Here is a 17395-nt window from a genome sequence, read left to right as displayed (position 1 = left end):
GCACAACCCACCCCCACCCCCGTTGGTACACCGCAGCGTGCGGTCACGGACCGCTGTACCCCCTCCGCACCCCCGTGCTGTCGTAAGCACCCCTTCCCCCGAAGCCGTCGCGGACCCACGCGACGACCCCGAGGAGTCGTGATGCCCGAAGCACCACCGGACGGTGGCGGACCCACCCTGCACGTCGAGAACGTCGACGTGACGTACGGCCGCGCCCTGTCCGCCCTCCGCGCCGTGTCCCTTACCGTGCCCCCCGCCACGGTCGTGGCCCTGCTCGGCGCGAACGGCGCAGGCAAGACCACACTGCTGCGCGCCGTCTCCGGCACGCTCCGTCTGCACCGCGGCGCGGTCACGGCCGGCCGCATCCGCTACGGCGACACGGTGCTCGACGGCAAGGACCCGGTCGCCGCGGTCCGCGCCGGCGTCGTTCAAGTACCCGAAGGGCGGCGGGTGTTCTCCGGGCTGTCGGTCGACGAGAACCTCCGCTCCGGCGGCCTCGGCCTGGGACGCCGCGGACGCGCCCAGGTCCAGGAGGCCCGCGACCGCGTCTTCACGCTCTTCCCCCGGCTCGCCGAACGCACCCACCAGCCGGCCGGGCTGCTGTCCGGCGGCGAGCAGCAGATGCTCGCGATCGGCCGCGCCCTGATGGCGGCGCCCCGCCTGCTGCTCCTGGACGAGCCCTCCCTGGGCCTCGCCCCGCAGATGGTGCACCGCATCGCGGAGGTGGTCCGGGAGATCAACGCCCAGGGCACCGCCGTGCTGCTCGTCGAGCAGAACGCGGGCATGGCGCTCTCCCTCGCGAGTCACGCGCACGTCCTGGAGGTGGGGGAGACCCGCCTGTCCGGGCCCGCCGGCGAACTCGCCCGCACCGACGCCGTACGCCGCCTGTACCTGGGCGAGTCGGCGCAGGACCAGGGGGCCGCGTGAACGACCGCACCACCCAGGCCCGCACCACCGAGCCCCGCACCGCCCCCGCCACCACCGCCCCGCCCGAACTCGCCGTCCGCAACGTCACCGTCCGCTTCGCCGGGCTCACCGCGCTCGACGGAGTGTCCTTCACCGTGGCCCCGGGCTCGGTGCACGCGCTCATCGGCCCGAACGGCGCGGGCAAGTCCACGTGCTTCAACGTGCTGTCGGGGCTGTGCCGCCCCGCCGCCGGCGCCGTGACCCTCGGCGGCACGGAGCTGACCAGGCTCGCCCCGCACCGCATCGCCGCGCTCGGCGTGGCCCGTACCTTCCAGAACATCGTCACCACCCAGGGCACCGTCGCCGACAACCTGATGCTCGGCCGGCACGCCCTCACCCGCGCCGGGTTCACCGCGAGCGCCCTGCGGCTGCCGGGGGCCCGGCGCGAACAGCGCGAGCACCTCGCCCGCGCCCGCGACATCGCCGAACTCACCGGCCTCGGAGCCCACTTCCACTCACCGGTCGGTCTGCTGTCCTACGGCGACCGCAAGCGCGTCGAACTCGCCCGCGCCCTCTGCCTGGAGCCCCGTGTGCTGCTGCTCGACGAACCGGTGGCCGGCATGAACGCCGCCGAACGCGCCCGTACCGCCGAGGTGGTGGCGGAACTGCGGGCCGAACTCGGCCTCTCGGTCGTGCTCGTGGAGCACGACATGGGGCTGGTGATGCGTCTCGCCGACGAGGTCACCGTGCTGGACTTCGGCCGGCCCATCGCGCACGGCACGCCCGACGAGGTGCGCCGGGACCCGGAGGTCCTGCGCGCCTACCTCGGCACCGACGCGACCGGGGAGGACGCGGCATGACGGATCTCCTGGACAGCCTGCTGGGCGGACTGGCCCTCGGCGCGGTGTACGCGCTGGTCGCCCTCGGCTTCGTCGTCATCTTCAAGGCCTCGGGCGTGCTCAACTTCGCCCACGGCTCCCTGCTGCTGTTCGGCGGCTATCTGGTCGCCGTCCTCCACGACGACCTGGGCTTCGCCGGGGCGCTCGCCCTCGCGGTGATCGTGACGGCCGCCCTGGCCGGGGCGATGGACCGGTTCCTGCTCCAGCGCGGAGGCCACGACGCCCACTCCGCGCACGTGCAGACCATCGTCACCATCGGCATCGACATCGTGCTGCTCACCGAGCTGGCCCGGCGCATCGGCGGTGACCTGCTGACCCTCGGGGACCCGTGGGGGGACGCGGTGACCGAACTCGGCCCGGTCACCGTCGCGGACAGCCGGCTCGCCGCCATCGCCGTGTCGGCCTTCGTCATCACCGGGGTCTTCGCCCTGTTCCGGTTCACCCCCTGGGGCCTGTCGCTGCGGGCGGCGGCGGAGGACATGGAGGCCGCCGCGCTGATGGGCGTGCACCTCGGCCGGGTGCGGGCGGGCGCCTGGTGCCTGGCGGGCGCGCTCGCCGCGCTGGCCGCGGTGTTCCTCGCCGCGTTCCCCGCCCCCGGTCTGGAGCGCACCACCGGCCAGATCGCGCTCAACGCCTTCCCCGCCGCCATCCTCGGCGGGCTGGCCTCCCCGACGGGCGCCCTCGCCGGCAGTCTCGTCATCGGGCTGACCGAGGCGCTCGTCGTCGGCTACCAGTCCGAACTGCACGTGCTCGGCGAGGGGTTCGGCGACGTCGCTCCCTACGCCGTGATGCTGCTGGTGCTCCTGGTGCGGCCCAACGGGCTGTTCGGCGCGAAGGGAGCGGCCCGTGTCTGACCGGATCCGCGCGCTCCTCACCCGCCGCCGCGCCACCCTTCTCACGGTCGCCGTGCTGCTGTGCCTGCCGCCGTTCTACCTGGACGCCTTCTGGCTGCGCATCGGCCTGTTCTCCATGGCGGCCGCCATCGGCGCGGTCGGCCTCGCCCTGCTCAGCGGCACCGCGGGACAGCTCTCCCTCGGCCACGCCTTCTTCCTCGCCGTCGGCGCCTACGGCTACACCTGGCTGGCCGGCGACCCCGGTCCTGGCCTGCCGACCGCCCTCGCCGTGCCCCTCGCGGTGCTGATGGCGGGGCTCGCCGGCGGGCTGTTCAGCCCCGTCGCCGGCCGCGTCAAGGGCATCTACCTCGGCATCGCGACCCTCGCCCTGGTCTTCCTCGGCCACCACGTCCTGCTCACCGCCGAGTCGGTCACCGGCGGCTTCAACGGCCGCTCCGTTCCCCCGCTGTCCCTCGGCGGCTTCACCTTCGACGCGGGCGACGAACTGACCGTCCTGGGTGTGCCGTTCGGCGCGGAGGAACGGCTGTGGTTCCTGGGGCTGGCGCTGTTCGCGCTCACCTGGTTCACCGCCCGGGGCCTGCTCCGCTCCCGCCCCGGCCGGGCGCTGGCCGCCCTCCGGGACAGCGAGACCGCCGCCGCCGTGATGGGCGTCGACGTGGCCCGGCACCGCTCCGCGGCGTTCGTGGTGTCGTCGATGTACGCGGGCCTCGCCGGTGTGCTTCTGGCTCTCGCCTTCCGCCGGGTGGTGCCCGACTACTTCGGTCTCGTGCTGTCCGTCGACTACCTCGCCATGATCGTCATCGGCGGCCTCGGCTCGGTCGCCGGCGCCACCGCGGGCGCCGTGTTCGTCACCGCGCTGCCGCTGCTGATGACCCGGTACGCCGACCAGCTCCCGCTGGTCGCCGCGCCCGGCTCCGCCGAGGGCGCCGTCGGCCCCACCGAGGCCGCCCGCTACCTGTACGGCGCCGCCATCGTCCTCGTCCTGCTGTACGCCCCCGACGGGCTGCACGGTCTGGCCCGCCGGGCCCGCGACCGCCTGCGGCGCCGCCGCACCCCGACCACCGACCCGACCACCGCCGTTCCCTCGCCCCCGCCGCCGGCCGCGGCCGCACGACCCAAGGAGCACACCCCGTGACGACCAGACACACCCGCCGTCCCCGCGTCCGCGCAGCCGGGGCCGTCCTCGCCGGCACTCTCGCGCTGCTGCTCGCCGCCACCGGATGCAGCTCCAAGGCGGAGGGCGACGGCAAGGGCGACGCCGCCGACGGCGTCCGCACCGGACCCGGCGTCGACGACGACACCATCAGGCTCGGCGCCCTCACCGACCTGACCGGCCCCTACGCCACGCTCGGCAAGAGCATCGTGCAGGCCCAGCAGATGTGGGCCGACGAGACCAACGCCGAGGGCGGCATCTGCGACCGCAAGGTCGAGATCGTCGTCAAGGACCACGGCTACGACGTGCAGAAGGCCGTCACCGCCTACGCCGACATCGCCCCCGACGTGGTGGCGCTGCCCCAGGTCATCGGCTCCCCGGTGGTGGCCGCCCTGCTCGACGACATCGAGCGGGACCGGATGCTCACCTTCCCGCAGGCCTGGGCGGCCTCGCTGCTCGGCAAGGACGCCGTCCAGGTGCTCGGCACCACCTACGACGTCGACATGATCGCCGCCGTCGACCACCTCACCCGCACCAAGGGCCTGAAGAAGGGCGACACCATCGGTCACGTCTACTTCGAGGGCGACTACGGCGCCAACGCCCTGGAGGGTTCCACCTGGGCGGCGGAGCGGGCCGGGATGAAGGTGGCCGGGCAGAAGATCCAGGCCACCGACACCGATCTGTCGGCGCAGGTGTCGGCGCTGCGCAAGCAGGGCGTCAAGGCGGTCCTGATCAGCGCCGGCCCGGCACAGACGGCGTCCCTCGTGGGCGTCGCCGCCTCGCGCGGCCTGAAGGTCCCCGTGGTGAGCAGCGCACCCGGCTTCGCGCCCCAGCTGATGGAGACGCCGGCCGCGCCCGCCCTCGCGGCCATGCTGAACGTGGTCAGCGCGGCGCCCGCCGTCAGCTCCGACCTGCCCGGGGTGAAGACCATGGTGGCGTCGTACAGGAAGAAGTACCCGGACTCGCCCGTCGACTCGGGCGTGCTGTCCGGCTACAACGCCGCGAAGCTCATCGGCGAGGACCTCGCCAAGGCGTGCGAGGCGGGCGGCCTGACCAGGGAGGACGTCGTCAAGGCGCACCGCTCGCAGTCGAACGCCGACACCGGGCTCGGCACCCCGCAGGACTTCTCCGACGTGAACCGTCCCGCGAGCACCGAGACCTACGTGCTCAAGCCGGACGCGAAGGCGGTCGGCGGCGTCGTGAACGCCGAGGACGCGCACACCGCGCCCGGCGTCGAGGAGTACCTGTCCTCCCGGTGAGGCACAGGTGAGGCCCCGGCGCGCCTCGCACGAGGCGCGCCGGGGCTCAGCCGGTGGCCGCCTCCGGGTCGCGGTCGGAGGACGGCCAGAAGTACGGCAGGTCGTCCGGCTCGCCGGGAAACAGCTCCCGGTACACCTCGGGATCCTTGCGGACCAGCGCGGAGCGGTGGCTGCGGTGCACGGCCTCGTCGCCGAGCCAGGGCGGCAGCTCACCGGCCTCGGCCAGCTCCTGCTGCCCCCGCACCGGCGCCCCGGGCCGGACCGTGGCCAGGTCCGCGACCAGGGTGGCCGCACAGCTGTCCTGGTGGCCCTGCTCGCGCCACACCCGGCAGATCTCCAGGCCGTAGCGCACCAGCGCCTCCTCGTACCCCGTCCACATGCGCACGGCCGGATGGCGGCGCCAGCCGTAGCCCGGCACGATCAGCCCGCGCAGCACCTGGAGCGCCTCCACCCTCTGTTTCCCGAGCCGCTTGCGGTCGAGGACCAGCGCGGTCCCGCAGAAGTCGGGGTAGGGCAGGAAGGTCTGCATGTGCGGCCGTCCGGGAGGTGGGGGGCCAAGCCGTTCAGAGCACCTCAGTTCCCAGAACCGGGCGGGACACACCTCGCCCGCCCGGCACGGGGGTCAGCCCATCGCGCCGAGGCGGGCGTCCCGCCACAGGTCCACGCCGCCGTCCGTGGCGTACGAGTCGATCTCGGCCAGCTCCTCGGCGGTGAAGTCGAGGTTCTCCAGCGCGGCCACGTTCTGCTCCAGCTGCTCGGTGCGCGAGGCGCCGATGACCAGCGAGGTCACCCGCGGGTCGCGCAGCGCCCAGGCGAGGGCCATCTGCGCGAGGGTCTGCCCGCGCCGGGCCGCGATGTCGTTGAGCGCCCGCAGCCTGCGCAGCATGTCGTCCGTCAGCCAGCCCGCGTCGAACGAGGTGCCCGCCGCGGCCCGCGAGTCCTCGGGCACGCCGTCCAGGTAGCGCCCGGTGAGCAGCCCCTGCGCCAGGGCGGTGAACCCGATGACGCCGAAGCCCTCCTCGTCGGCCACGTCCAGCAGCCCGTCCGTCTCGATCCAGCGGTTCAGCATGTTGTACGACGGCTGGTGGATCAGCAGCGGGGTGCCCAGGTCGCGCAGGATCTCCGCGGCCTGCCGGCTGCGCTCGGCGTCGTACGAGGAGATGCCGACGTAGAGCGCCTTGCCCTGGCGCACCGCGGTGTCCAGGGCGCCCATGGTCTCCTCGAGCGGCGTGGTGGCGTCCAGCCGGTGCGAGTAGAAGATGTCCACGTACTCCAGTCCCATCCGCTTCAGGGACTGGTCCAGGGATGCCAGCAGGTACTTGCGGGAGCCGCCGCCCTGGCCGTAGGGGCCGGGCCACATGTCCCAGCCGGCCTTGGTGGAGATCACCATCTCGTCCCGGTACGGCGCCAGGTCCCGCTTCATCAGCCGGCCGAAGTTGATCTCGGCGGAGCCGTAGGGCGGGCCGTAGTTGTTGGCCAGGTCGTGGTGGGTGATGCCCAGGTCGAAGGCGCGCAGCGCGATGGCCCGCTGGCTCTCGAAGGACCGGTCGTCACCGAAGTTGTGCCAGTAGCCGAGCGACAGCAGGGGCAGGTCGAGACCCGAGCGCCCGGTGCGCCGGTAGCGCATGGCGCCGTCGTAGCGGTCGGGGGCGGCGAGGTGGTTCATCGGTGCGGTCTCCGGTGGTGCGAGCGGGGTGTCCCGTGGGACGGTGTGGATCCTGGGCCCACAGTGCCCCCGAGTGATCCGGAAGTCCAACCGGTACGTCGCATGGGATTGAGCAGCGGGACTTCTGAATCGCCGGGGACGGCGTGATTGACCGGCCGGGCGGCGGGAAGCCGCTCCCAAGCGGCACTTCTTCCGCCGCTTCCCCCCCACAGGAGGTCGACCATGCGGATCCGTACGCTCACCGGCGCCGTGGCCGCCGTGCTCGTCCTGTCCGGCCCCGTGGTGGGCGGGCAGGCCGTGGCCGTCAGGACGGCCGACTCGGCGGCCCCTCCGGGGGAGACCCGGGTGCTCACCTACGACGCCGGCCGGGCCGGGGAGTTCGCGTCCGCGGTCGACAGGGGAGCGGAGATCTGGAACGACAGTGTCGACGCGGTGGAACTGCGGCCGGCGGCGTCCGGCGAACCGGCGGACATCCGGATCGTCGTCGTCGACGGCTGGCCGCGCACCGTGCCCGGCGGGCTGGGCAGCGGCACCGTGTACTTCGGCCGGGATGCGGTGGCGGACGGTCACTCCACGGTCCGTATCGCCGCCCACGAACTGGGCCACGTCCTGGGCCTGCCGGACCGTAAGCCGGGCCCGTGCTCCGAACTGATGTCCGGCGCCAGCGCCGGGCCTTCCTGCGCCTCCGCCCGGCCGAACGCGGCCGAGCGGGCCGAGGTCGAGAAGAAGTTCGAACGTGCCCCCGCCGGGCTGTTCATGTGACCGATGTGACGAGTGAGCCGATCTCCGCTATGGTTTTCTCAGGTCACGGCGAGGACGAACCTCCCCCGCCCGACCATGCGTTGGTGGTCCAAGGAAAGACGCCCCGCTTCCTGCGGGGAGATGCAGGTGCAAGGCCTGCCCGGCGCTCCGCTCATGAGCCCCGTCCCGCGGTCGCGGGACGGGGCTCATCTCCTTCCCGCGTGCTCACGGCTGCGCGGGCATGGTCCAGCAGTTGGAGCCCGCCGCCTTGCCATTCAGCCGGTCGGCCAGCCAGTCCACCGCGTCGCCCTGGTCGGTCAGCAGCGGCACCAGGTGGTTGGTGAGCAGCTTGTCGCCCAGGTTCGGCAGCACGACCGCCTTGTAGGTGACGTCGGCGCCCTTCTTGCACCAGTCCACGGCCAGTTGCCGCGCCTGGGCGTGGGGCACTATGTCGTCCTGCGTCCCCGTCGCCAGACGGACCGGGCCGGTGGGCTTCAGCCGGCCGAGACGCTGGTCGTCCAGGACGGCCTGGGCGGCGGGCTCTCCCGCGATGATCTCACCGACGGACTTCCCGTTCTTCGTCCACTTCGTGCTCTTCGTGAAGCCGTAGCCGAGGATCGCGTCGCCCACACAGGTGGTGGAGATGTCCTTCAGCGCCTCGCGTCCGGCGTCGTTCAGGTTCGCCTCGACGACGTCCCGCAGCGCCGGCGACGCCTGGGCGAAACCGTTGATGGACCAGCCCAGCGCACCGGCCAGCGCGCTGCCGTCGATGCCCTTCGTCACCTCCGTCAGATCGGCGGGCGGCGCGCCGCTGTAGGTGCCGACGAGCGGGACGTCGGGCGCGTACGTGCTCTGGAGTTCGGCCGCGGCGGCGCTGGCGCCGCCGCCCTGGCTGTAGCCGTACATCCCCACCCGGGAGGCGGCCGTGACGGACGCGCCGGGCACGGAGCGCGCCGCCCGGGCCGCGTCCAGCATGGCGTGGCCCTCGTCGACGCGGTTGACGTAGGTGTGCAGCCGGTCGGTGGTGCCGAGGCCGGCGTAGTCGGTGACGACGACCGCCGCGCCCGTGGCGAGCAGGCGGTATACGGCGAGGGTCTCGTAACCGAACGACACGGTCCGTCCGGTGAGGGTCAGCGGGTTCTCCAGGGCGAGGGAGGGCGCGCACTGGTCGCCCTGGCCCATCGTGCCCGAGCCGACCACGACCAGGGGGCGGGGCCCGGAGCCCTTCCAGCCGGCGGACGGCTCGATGTAGGCGCCGGTGACGGCCACCGGCCGCCCGTTCGAGTCGGTCGAGGTGTACATCAGACGGGTGGCGGTGCCCGGCAGCCGGCGGCCGTCCAGGCCGGGCAGGCTCAGCCCGAGGCGCAGGGGTTCATGGCGGATCAGCTTGCCGTTGCCCGACGGGAGTTCGGCGGGCGGGGTGTAGAAGGCGGGGATGGTGACGCCCCTGGACACGACGGGGTCGGTCGCCGCGGCGGGCGACGCGGACGCGCACACACAGGCCGTCGTGGCGACGACGGTGGTCAGTACGCTGCTGATTCGGCTCACGGCTCTCTCCTCGCTGCGGCTGCAGAAGATGAATCCGAAAACTAACAGCGCTCACTTACCGTCGGTAACCCACGAGTAAGTTACGGACCGGTAACTCTTGTGGGCGGTCGACCTTGAGGCGTCCTCGGCGGCACAGGAAGCGGGCCCCGCCGAGGAGTCCGGCGGGGCCCGCTCATGCGGAAGGGAGCTGTCAGGCCGTGTGCAGCGTCAGCCCGTAGCGGTTGAGGATCTCGTTGACCGGCTGGAACCAGGTCTCGCCTCCGCCGGAGCAGTTGCCCCAGCCGCCGGAGGTGACGCCCTGCGCCTGGTCGCCGCTGATGAACGAGCCGCCCGAGTCACCGCCCTCGGCGCACACGCTGGTCTTCGTCATCTGGTGCACCGCGCCCTGGGCGTAGTTGACGGTCTCGTTCTTGGCCAGCACGCGCCCGCAGTGCCAGTGGGTCGTCGAGCCCGAGCGGCAGATCGAGGCGCCGACCGGGGCCTCGGCCGAGCCGCGCACCAGCTGGTCGGAGACGGTGCCCCAGCCGAGCACCACCGGCACGGTCCACCAGCCGCTGCCCACGTTCACCCAGGCGTAGTCGTTGTCCGGGAACGAGGAGCCCTGGAAGTTACCGATGTACGAGCCGTCCCAGCCGCGCACCTGCTGGCCGACGCCTCCGCAGTGCCCGGCGGTGACAAACCCGCCGTGCACCGAGAAGCCTATGGAACAGCGGACGTTGCCCGTGTAGTACGGGTCGCCGCCGACCGTGCCCGCGGCGAACGTGGACGGTGCGTCCGCGACCGTGCGTACGGTCACCGGACCGGCCGCGCGCGCCTTCCGTACGAAGGCGCGGACATCGTTGTCGGTCCGCGCGTCCTCGACCACGTTCACCACGACCGAGTTGGCGGCCGGGTCCACGGCCCAACTGGCCACGCCCGCCGGGGCGTCGAGCCGGTCGAGGCGGGACTTGGCCGTGTCCAGCTGCCGTTCGGTGTGCTCGACGGTGCGGACGGCGGCGCCGGACTCGCGCAGGGTGCGGACGGTCGTGGCGTCGGCTTCCGGGGTGACGGCGACGGTCAGCCTGCCGCTCCGGGCGTCGAACCAGGCGCCGCCGTAGGCGGATCCGGCGGTCTTGCGTGCCGTGGGGGCCAGCGCGGTGGCCCGCCGCTCGGCGGCCAGCCGGTCCTCCGCCTCGGCGCGGGTCAGGCCGAGGTCGCGCTGCATCGCGTCGAGCAGTCCGGGGGAGGCGGGCGCGGAGGCGTCGGCCGCGGCGGAGGAGGGTGCCTCCTGTGCCGAGGCGGGGAGCGTGCCGGCCGCCGCCCAGCTGCCGATCAGCAGTGCCGCGGCCACGGCCGCGTGCGTGAGTCCGGTGCGTCGTCTCATGGAAGGTCGCCCTTCGTCGTTCCAGCAGAGGTGGGGGTGGAACTCACACGTCTGAGAGCGCTCTCGAACGAGTCGGGGCGAAGCCTAGCGACTTGATCATGGCAGGTCTATGCCAAGTTTTCGGCCGTATGGCCGGGGGCCGGTCCCAGGGGTCTCACTCCACGGGCACGCGCACGGTGAGAAGGGCCACGTCGTCGTCGTTGCCGGCCGGACGGGTCCGCTGCAGCACCAGGTCGGTGAACCGGGCCGGCGGGTGCTCCGCCAGCGCGGCCGCGTGCCCGCGCAGCAGCTCCAGGCCTTCGTCCAGCGACCGGCTCGGCTCCTCGATCAGCCCGTCCGTGTAGAACAACAGCGTGGCCCCGGGCGGCACTTCGGCCCGACCGTCGGGGCGCGGCCGCTCCAGGGCGGTGCCGAGCAGCATGCCGTGCCCGCCGGTGAGGAACCGCGCCTCGCCGTCCCGGGTGACCAGCAGCGGGGGAGGATGGCCCGCGTTGGTCCACGTCAGCGTCCACCGTCCGTCGTTCTCCCGGTCCATGCGGGCGAACAGCAGGGTCGCCATGGTGACGTCGGTGATGTGCATGGCCGACCGGTCCAGCCGCGACACGATGACGCTGGGCGGATCCTCCTGCGCCCACGCGTAGGCCCGCAGCACGTTGCGCAGCTGTGCCATGCCCGCCGCCGCGTCCAGGTCGTGCCCGACGACGTCCCCGACGGCCAGCGCGGTCGCCCCGTCCGGCAGCACGAACGCGTCGTACCAGTCGCCGCCCACCTGCGAGGCGTCCGGTGCGGCCAGGTACCGGGCGCTCATCTCCAGGCCGGGCACGTGCGGGAGCTGCGGCAGCAGATGGCGCTGCATGGTCTCGGCGACCGTGCGCTGCCGTTCGTAGAGCCGGGCGTTGTCCAGCGCCAGTCCCGCCCGGCGGCAGATGTCCTCCAGCAGCGGCAGGTCGTCCGGGGTGAACGCCTCCGGCCGGTCGGCGCGGCCCAGGGTCAGTGCGCCGAGTACCTCCCGTACGCCCCGGATCGGCGCGACGGCCGCGGAGTGGATGCCCGACTCCGCGAACAGGCGGGCCTGCTGCGCCCCGAGCGGGGAGTCCGCCGCGAGCCGCGGGGAGGGCCCGGCCAGCGCGGGGGAGACCCCGCGCAGCGCCCGTGCCAGCGGCAGCAGCGAGTCCTCCGGGACGGGGGAGAGAGCCCCTTCGAGGTCCTCGCGCCGCACCAGGTCGCCGTCCCGCGCGTGAACCACGGTCGACCGGTGGACCCGGCCGCGCTCGGTGACCAGGTCGACGACCGCCCAGTCGGCGAGCTGCGGCACGACCAGCCGCACCAGCCTGCGCAGCGCCTGCTCGACGTCCAGGGTGGAGGTCAGCTGGGTGGTGGTCTCCGCCAGCAGAGCCAGCCGCTCCAGCTCGGGCAGCGGGCTGCTGAACCGGTCGCCGGGGGTGCGCGTCTCCTCCGGGGCGCTGGGCGCGTGGAACAGCACCAGCGTGCGGACCGTCCCGTCGTCCGTACGGCACGGGGTGACCAGCCAGGACACCGGGAGGAGCGACCCGTCGCCGCGCTCGAACCACTCCTCCTCCGACTGCACGGTGCGGCCCGCCATGTAGGCCTGCCGCATCCCGCACTGGGCGCGCGGCAGGGTGGCGCCGTACCGGCTGCGGTGCAGCAGCTCGTGCGCGTCCCGCCCGAGGAAATCCCCGGCCGGCCGCCCCAGCAGCTTTTCGGCCCGCGCGTTCACGGCCGCGACCGCGCCCGTCGCGTCCACCACGTACGCGCCGGCGTCGAGGGACGCGAGCAGCGAGGGCAGCGACGCCGGCACCGCCCGGGCGGCACCGTCCGCCGTGTCCCGCGTGTCGTCGTGCGTCATCCCGCGGCCCCCGTCCGGCGGACGGCCCGTCCCCGCTCCGTCACGTGACGCACCTCCCGTGCTCCGCTCCGTCCGGGCGCTGCCTCCGCCCGGACGCCCCCGCGGGCGGGTGCGGCCCCCGGGTACCCCGACCGCCGCACCTGTCTCTCCCTGCTCCGCCGTCTCCCGTGCTGCCCCGTCACGCGCCGTCCCTCTCCGCCCGTTCCGCCCGGCGCGCGGCGGCGGCCGCCTCACGCTCGGCCCCCGCCAGTTCCTCCGCCGCGGCCCGGTCGCGGTCGCGTGCCTCGCCGAGCTCCGCGCGCGTCCGCTCCTGTTCCGTACGGGCCTGGGCGAGCTGTTCCTCCAGGGCGGCCACCCGCTCACCCGCTTCCCGCTCCTGCCCGTCCGCCCGTTCCAGCGCCGCCGCGGCCTTCTCGCGGGCCATGACCCGCTCGCGCAGCCGCTCCCCGGCCGCCCGCGCCTCCTCCCGGGCCCGGGCGGCGCGTTCCTCCCTCTCGACGCGCCGTCGCTCGGCCTCCTCGTCCTTCTTCCTCCGCGCCGTCGTCGAGTCCGTACGGGACTTCCGGGCGGGCGCGGGTTCGCGGCGGGTCGGCGCGGCGGCGACCGCGTCCGCGCCGAACTCCGAGGGAGGGGTGAGCACACCCTCCACCCGGCCCGCCTCCCACACCGCGGCGGCCTCCGCATCGGCGAGCACGGCCCGCAGCGTCGTCTCGACGTCCCGCTGCATCGCGTCCGACAGCGGATGACCCTCCTCCCGCGCCAGCGCCGCCGCCTGCCGTGACATCTCGGAGACGATGCGCCGCCGCTGCGCCGACAGCTCCTTCAGGCCGCCCGGGTCGAGCGTGGCGTACGCCTCCCGCAGCGCACGCCCCAGCTCAAGGAAGCGCTCCGCCTCGTCGGGCCGTGACCGCCGCAGCAGGTTCGCGGCCCACCCGGCGAGGGTGGGACGGCGGGCGGCATGAATACGGCGGGCGTCCTGGGCGCGACGCTGCGTCCGGGCCCGCGCCGCCCGCTCCTCCCGCCGGGCGACGAACTCCGACGGGGGCAGCGCGTACAGCTCGTCGAGGACCGCCTCGACGTCGTCCTCGGGGCCCGGCCGCCCGTCCTCGCGCCGCATGATCCCCACACAACACCGAACCCGGCGGCCCCGCACATCGGGACGGACGGCTCGCCGGGCGCTCGTGGCCGGGGCGTCACAGGCGCTCGCCCGCCACCTCGTGGTCGTCGGGGTCCGGTCCGGCGCCCTTCGCCCTGGCCTGGTGCAGCCGCAGCCGGTCCAGGCGGGAGATGACGGGCGTGGCGCTCACCCCGTGCAGCACCACCGAGGCGACCACCGTGAAGGTCACCACCGCCCACAGCACCTCGGGCGGCACCCCGAAGTCGTGCGAGGCCAGCGCGTACGCCAGGTAGAACAGGGAGCCGATGCCGCGGATGCCGAAGAACGCCGTGACCACCCGCTCCCGCGGGCCCGCCGCCGTGCCGAACTGGGCGACCCACCCGGTCAGCGGTCGGACGACGAGCAGCAGCAGCACCGCGACCGCCGCGCCCTGCAGGCTGAGCGGGCCCAGTCCGCCCTGGGCGACGAACGCGCCCACCAGGAACAGCAGCACCGCCGTCAGCAGGCGTTCGATCTGCTCCACGAAGTCGTGCAGCACCGTGTGGTAGCCGTGGGCGCGCTCCGCCGCGCGGATGCGGCAGGCGGTGACGAACACCGCCAGGAAGCCGTAGCCGTGCACCAGCTCCGTCACCCCGTACGCGAGGAACGTCGCGCCGAGCGCGACGAACCCCTCGCTGTGCTCCGACAGCCGCATCGCCTGCCAGCGGGCCCGGAAGAACAGCCGGCCCAGCAGCGTCCCGACGGCCAGCCCCGCGGCCACGCCCGCCGTGCACTTGTAGAGCACCTCCACCAGCAGCCAGTGGCCGACGCCTCCGCCGGTGATGTGCCCGCCGGCGGCGGCCAGGGCGATCGCGGCGGCGACGAACGGGAAGGCGAGCCCGTCGTTCAGCCCCGCTTCGCCGGTCAGGGTGAAGCGGACCTCGTCCTCGTCGTGCTCCGCGTCCGTCGGCTCACCGACGCGCACCTCGGAGGCGAGCACCGGGTCGGTCGGCGCGAGCACCGCCGCCAGCAGCAGCGCGGTCGCCGCGGGCCAGTCCAGCAGGCCCCAGGCGAGGGCGGCGACGGCGGCGATGGTCAGCGGCATCGTGATGCCGAGCTGCCGCCACACGCCCCGCCAGGTCGCACGGCCGAAGGGCCGGTTCAGGGCGAGACCCGCGCCCATGAGTGAGAGCACCACGCAGATCTCCGCGAGGTGCTCCACCCACACCCCGTCCGCGACCGGGTCGATCTCCGGCAGCGGGACGGGCAGCGCCTGGACGACGGCGCCGAGCGCCAGGAAGACCAGGGGCAGGGAGAGCGGCCTGCGGGCGAGCAGCCGCGGCAGCACGGCCGCGCCCAGGGCGACCGCGCCGAGGAGGGCGAAGAGGAGGTCTGCTGTGGTCACCGGTCACGTGTGCCCCCGCCTCCACCGACGTACGCGTACGCCTGTGTCGGTACGCGCGGTTACTCCCGCCGTGGGATGCCCTGGCCGGGCGGTCCCGGCACCGTGGAGGCGTGAAACTCGACCGACCCGCACGCCGGGCCTTCCTCGCCGTCCATGTCGTCGCCTCCGCCGGCTGGCTGGGCCTCTCCGTCGGGCTGCTCGCGCTCGGCCTGGCCGCCGACACCACCGGGTCGCCCGCCACGGTGGAGGCGGCCGTACGGTCCATGCAGCTGTTCGCCGACCGGCTGCTGCTGCCGATCGCGCTGCTGACCCTCGGCAGCGGCCTGGTCCTGGCCCTGGGCACGCCCTGGGGGCTGGCCCGGCACCGCTGGGTGTGGACCAAGTTCTGGCTGACCCTCGCCACCACCGCCGCGACCGCCTTCGCGCTGCGGCCGGGCGTGAACGAGGCGGTGGCGGCCGTGTCCGCCGGGCAGGCGCTGCCCGACGGCGAGGACGTCCTGACGGGTCCGGTCGTGTCCCTGTCCGCCTACGTCTTCATGACGGTGATCTCGGTCCTGAAGCCCTGGGGCCTCACCCGCCGCGGCCGGCGGCTGCGCGAGGCCACCCGCGGGCGGACGCCCGCCGAGCCCACCCGCGTCTGACGGGCGGGGACGGCGGGCCCCGTCGCCCCGGGCGGGCCCGTCATCTCACAGCGTGCGCTCCAGACGGTCCGCCATCAGCCGCACGAACCGCGCCGGGTCCTTGGGCCGGCCGCCCTCCGCCAGCACGGCCAGGGTGTACAGCAGCTCGGCGGTGTCGATGAGCTCCGAGCGGTCCTCCCGCTCCGTGTACGCCTCGTTCAGCCCCTTCACCAGGGCGTGGTCCGGGTTCAGCTCGAGGATGCGCCTGCTGTGCGGCACCTCCTGGCCCATGGCCCGGTACATGTTCTCCAGCGCCGGCGTGAGGTCGTTCGCGTCGGCGACCAGACAGGCCGGGGACCGGGTGAGCCGCGTCGACAGGCGGACCTCCTTGACGTCGTCGTCCAGCCGCTCGCGCATCCAGCCGAGCAGCCCCGCGTACGCCTCCGCCTGCTGCTTCAGCTCGTCCTCGCTCTTGTCGTCCTCGCGCGCGTCCAGGTCGATCTCGCCCTTGGCGACCGACCGCAGCCGCTTGCCCTCGAACTCGCCGACGGCGTCCACCCACACCTCGTCGACCGGGTCGGTGAGCAGCAGCACCTCGATGCCGCGCTCCCGGAAGGCCTCCATGTGCGGGGAGTTGTCGATCGCCTCGCGGGACTCGCCGGTGATGTAGTAGATGTCGTCCTGGCCCTCCGGCATCCGCTCGACGTACTGCTTGAGCGTGACCGCCTCGCCGTCCTCGTGCGTGGAGGCGAACGACGCCACGGCGAGCAGCGCGTCCCGGTTGTCGGGGTCGGTGACCAGGCCCTCCTTCAGCACCGCGCCGAACTCCCGCCAGAACGTGGCGTACTTGTCCGGGGCCCCGGTCATCATGCTCTTCACCGAGGAGAGCACCTTCTTGGTGAGCCGGCGCTGCATCATACGGATGTGCCGGTCCTGCTGGAGGATCTCGCGGGACACGTTGAGCGAGAGGTCCTGCGCGTCCACCACGCCCTTGACGAACCGCAGGTACGCGGGGAGCAGCGCCTCGCAGTCGTCCATGATGAACACGCGCTTCACGTACAGCTGGAGGCCGTGCCGCATGTCCTGCCGGAACAGGTCGTGCGGGGCGTGCGACGGGACGAACAGCAGGGCCTGGTACTCGAAGGTGCCCTCCGCGTGGAGCTGGATCGTCTCCAGCGGCTCGCGCCAGTCGTGACCGATGTGCTTGTACAGCTCGTGGTACTCGTCCTCGGACACCTCGTCGCGCGGACGCGCCCACAGCGCCTTCATCGAGTTCAGCGTCTCGGGCTCGGCGGTCCCGCCGTCGTCGCCCTTCCCGTCCTTCTCCCCGACGAGCCGGACCGGCCAGGTGATGAAGTCCGAGTAGCGCTTGACGATCTCCTTGATCTTCCACACCGACGTGTAGTCGTGCAGCTGGTTGTCCGGGTCGGCGGGCTTGAGGTGCAGCACGACGGAGGTGCCCTGCGGCGCGTCGTCGACCCGCTCCAGCGTGTACGTGCCCTCGCCGCGCGAGGACCAGCGGGTGCCCTGCTTCTCGCCGGCCTTGCGGGTCACCAGGGTCACCTCGTCGGCGACCATGAACCCGGAGTAGAAGCCGACGCCGAACTGCCCGATGAGCCCCTCCGCCCCGGCCGCGTCCTGCGCCTCCTTCAGCTCCTTCAGGAACTGCGCCGTGCCGGAGTTGGCGATGGTGCCGATGAGCTCGCCGACCTCGTCGTACGACATGCCGATGCCGTTGTCCCGCACGGTGAGCGTCCGGGCGTCCCGGTCGGTCTCCAGCTCGATGTGCAGGTCGGAGACGTCGGCGTCGAGCGTGTCGTCGCGCAGCTTGGCCAGCCGCAGCTTGTCGAGCGCGTCCGAGGCGTTGGAGACGAGCTCACGGAGGAAGACGTCCTTGTTCGAGTAGACCGAGTGGATCATCAGTTGGAGCAGCTGACGGGCCTCAACCTGGAACTCAAACGTTTCGGTCGACATGGTTCGCGATTACCTCACTGGTCCATGAAACGCCGGATAGGGGC

General features: G+C 73.4%; 15 protein-coding genes and 1 tRNA gene. 8 read left to right on the top strand and 8 right to left on the bottom strand.

The window, feature by feature from the left end; genetic code table 11:
- Positions 1–141 precede the first annotated feature (141 nt).
- The 5 genes from ELQ39_RS02475 to ELQ39_RS02455 are packed head-to-tail and all read left to right on the top strand — an operon-like array spanning position 142 to position 5071.
- The gene (locus ELQ39_RS02475; RefSeq protein ID WP_242590832.1) at positions 142–927 is read left to right on the top strand and encodes an ABC transporter ATP-binding protein; all 786 of its coding nucleotides are present in this window, start codon (positions 142–144) and stop codon (positions 925–927) included.
- Positions 924–1766 carry an ABC transporter ATP-binding protein gene (locus ELQ39_RS02470; protein ID WP_242590831.1) on the top strand — a complete coding sequence of 281 codons (843 nt, stop codon included), beginning with the start codon at positions 924–926 and terminating at the stop codon, positions 1764–1766. The genes ELQ39_RS02475 and ELQ39_RS02470 overlap by 4 nt, the downstream gene beginning before the upstream one ends.
- Positions 1763–2659, top strand: coding sequence for a branched-chain amino acid ABC transporter permease (locus ELQ39_RS02465; protein WP_242590830.1), 897 nt, complete (start codon positions 1763–1765; stop codon positions 2657–2659). The genes ELQ39_RS02470 and ELQ39_RS02465 overlap by 4 nt, the downstream gene beginning before the upstream one ends.
- The gene (locus tag ELQ39_RS02460) at positions 2652–3794 is read left to right on the top strand and encodes a branched-chain amino acid ABC transporter permease (protein WP_190002066.1); all 1143 of its coding nucleotides are present in this window, start codon (positions 2652–2654) and stop codon (positions 3792–3794) included. Before ELQ39_RS02465 ends, ELQ39_RS02460 begins: the two co-directional genes overlap by 8 nt.
- A complete protein-coding gene (locus tag ELQ39_RS02455; RefSeq protein WP_190002067.1) occupies positions 3791–5071 on the top strand; it encodes an ABC transporter substrate-binding protein in 1281 nt (426 codons plus the stop codon). The genes ELQ39_RS02460 and ELQ39_RS02455 overlap by 4 nt, the downstream gene beginning before the upstream one ends.
- 46 nt (positions 5072–5117) lie before the next feature.
- On the opposite strand, the gene ELQ39_RS02450 is transcribed toward ELQ39_RS02455, so the two are convergent.
- Positions 5118–5600 carry an MSMEG_6728 family protein gene (locus ELQ39_RS02450; RefSeq protein WP_242590829.1) on the bottom strand — a complete coding sequence of 161 codons (483 nt, stop codon included), beginning with the start codon at positions 5598–5600 and terminating at the stop codon, positions 5118–5120.
- 93 nt (positions 5601–5693) lie between these two features.
- Complete coding sequence (gene mgrA, locus ELQ39_RS02445) at positions 5694–6737, bottom strand: L-glyceraldehyde 3-phosphate reductase (RefSeq protein WP_225625690.1); 1044 nt, start codon at positions 6735–6737, stop codon at positions 5694–5696.
- A gap of 222 nt (positions 6738–6959) precedes the next feature.
- Here mgrA and ELQ39_RS02440 point away from each other — a divergent pair, with 222 nt between their 5' ends.
- Together ELQ39_RS02440 and ELQ39_RS02435 are read left to right on the top strand one after the other, a co-directional pair.
- On the top strand, positions 6960–7499 hold the full coding sequence (locus ELQ39_RS02440; protein ID WP_190002070.1) for a snapalysin family zinc-dependent metalloprotease: 540 nt from the start codon (positions 6960–6962) through the stop codon (positions 7497–7499).
- Between the two features lie 77 nt (positions 7500–7576).
- Positions 7577–7646: transfer RNA gene (locus ELQ39_RS02435), tRNA-Gly, on the top strand.
- A gap of 57 nt (positions 7647–7703) precedes the next feature.
- On the opposite strand, the gene ELQ39_RS02430 is transcribed toward ELQ39_RS02435, so the two are convergent.
- The 5 genes from ELQ39_RS02430 to ELQ39_RS02410 all read right to left on the bottom strand — a co-directional run bounded on the left by ELQ39_RS02430 (position 7704) and on the right by ELQ39_RS02410 (position 14757).
- The gene (locus ELQ39_RS02430) at positions 7704–9026 is read right to left on the bottom strand and encodes a lipase family protein (RefSeq protein ID WP_242590828.1); all 1323 of its coding nucleotides are present in this window, start codon (positions 9024–9026) and stop codon (positions 7704–7706) included.
- 190 nt (positions 9027–9216) lie between these two features.
- Positions 9217–10389, bottom strand: coding sequence for a S1 family peptidase (locus tag ELQ39_RS02425; RefSeq protein ID WP_242590827.1), 1173 nt, complete (start codon positions 10387–10389; stop codon positions 9217–9219).
- A 154-nt stretch (positions 10390–10543) separates the two neighbouring features.
- The gene (locus tag ELQ39_RS02420; RefSeq protein ID WP_242590826.1) at positions 10544–12256 is read right to left on the bottom strand and encodes a SpoIIE family protein phosphatase; all 1713 of its coding nucleotides are present in this window, start codon (positions 12254–12256) and stop codon (positions 10544–10546) included.
- A 178-nt stretch (positions 12257–12434) separates the two neighbouring features.
- On the bottom strand, positions 12435–13373 hold the full coding sequence (locus ELQ39_RS02415) for a hypothetical protein (RefSeq protein ID WP_242590825.1): 939 nt from the start codon (positions 13371–13373) through the stop codon (positions 12435–12437).
- A gap of 76 nt (positions 13374–13449) precedes the next feature.
- Positions 13450–14757 (bottom strand): cation:proton antiporter, encoded by a 1308-nt coding sequence (locus ELQ39_RS02410; protein WP_225639822.1) that lies wholly within the window; start codon positions 14755–14757, stop codon positions 13450–13452.
- Positions 14758–14867: 110 nt separating this feature from the next.
- Between ELQ39_RS02410 and ELQ39_RS02405 the strand changes: the two genes are divergently transcribed.
- Positions 14868–15398 carry a DUF2269 family protein gene (locus ELQ39_RS02405; protein WP_242590824.1) on the top strand — a complete coding sequence of 177 codons (531 nt, stop codon included), beginning with the start codon at positions 14868–14870 and terminating at the stop codon, positions 15396–15398.
- Positions 15399–15443: 45 nt separating this feature from the next.
- Here the strand turns inward: ELQ39_RS02405 and htpG are convergent, their stop codons facing one another.
- Complete coding sequence (gene htpG / locus ELQ39_RS02400; protein ID WP_242590823.1) at positions 15444–17351, bottom strand: molecular chaperone HtpG; 1908 nt, start codon at positions 17349–17351, stop codon at positions 15444–15446.
- Positions 17352–17395 lie beyond the last annotated feature (44 nt).

It is taken from the genome of Streptomyces sp. GB4-14, assembly GCF_022696125.1.
GTDB classification, from domain to species: domain Bacteria; phylum Actinomycetota; class Actinomycetes; order Streptomycetales; family Streptomycetaceae; genus Streptomyces; species Streptomyces werraensis.
The sequence above is the reverse complement of the archived record's forward strand: the minus strand, read 5'-3'. Positions and strand labels throughout refer to the sequence as shown.

Coding starts and splice junctions, on each gene's coding strand:
- mgrA (WP_225625690.1), bottom strand. CDS start 6,737: ATGAACCACCTCGCCGCCCCCGACCGCTACGACGGCGCCATGCGCTAC.
- ELQ39_RS02420 (WP_242590826.1), bottom strand. CDS start 12,256: ATGACGCACGACGACACGCGGGACACGGCGGACGGTGCCGCCCGGGCG.
- ELQ39_RS02425 (WP_242590827.1), bottom strand. CDS start 10,389: ATGAGACGACGCACCGGACTCACGCACGCGGCCGTGGCCGCGGCACTG.
- ELQ39_RS02450 (WP_242590829.1), bottom strand. CDS start 5,600: ATGCAGACCTTCCTGCCCTACCCCGACTTCTGCGGGACCGCGCTGGTC.
- ELQ39_RS02465 (WP_242590830.1), top strand. CDS start 1,763: ATGACGGATCTCCTGGACAGCCTGCTGGGCGGACTGGCCCTCGGCGCG.
- ELQ39_RS02475 (WP_242590832.1), top strand. CDS start 142: ATGCCCGAAGCACCACCGGACGGTGGCGGACCCACCCTGCACGTCGAG.
- ELQ39_RS02415 (WP_242590825.1), bottom strand. CDS start 13,373: ATGCGGCGCGAGGACGGGCGGCCGGGCCCCGAGGACGACGTCGAGGCG.
- ELQ39_RS02440 (WP_190002070.1), top strand. CDS start 6,960: ATGCGGATCCGTACGCTCACCGGCGCCGTGGCCGCCGTGCTCGTCCTG.
- htpG (WP_242590823.1), bottom strand. CDS start 17,351: ATGTCGACCGAAACGTTTGAGTTCCAGGTTGAGGCCCGTCAGCTGCTC.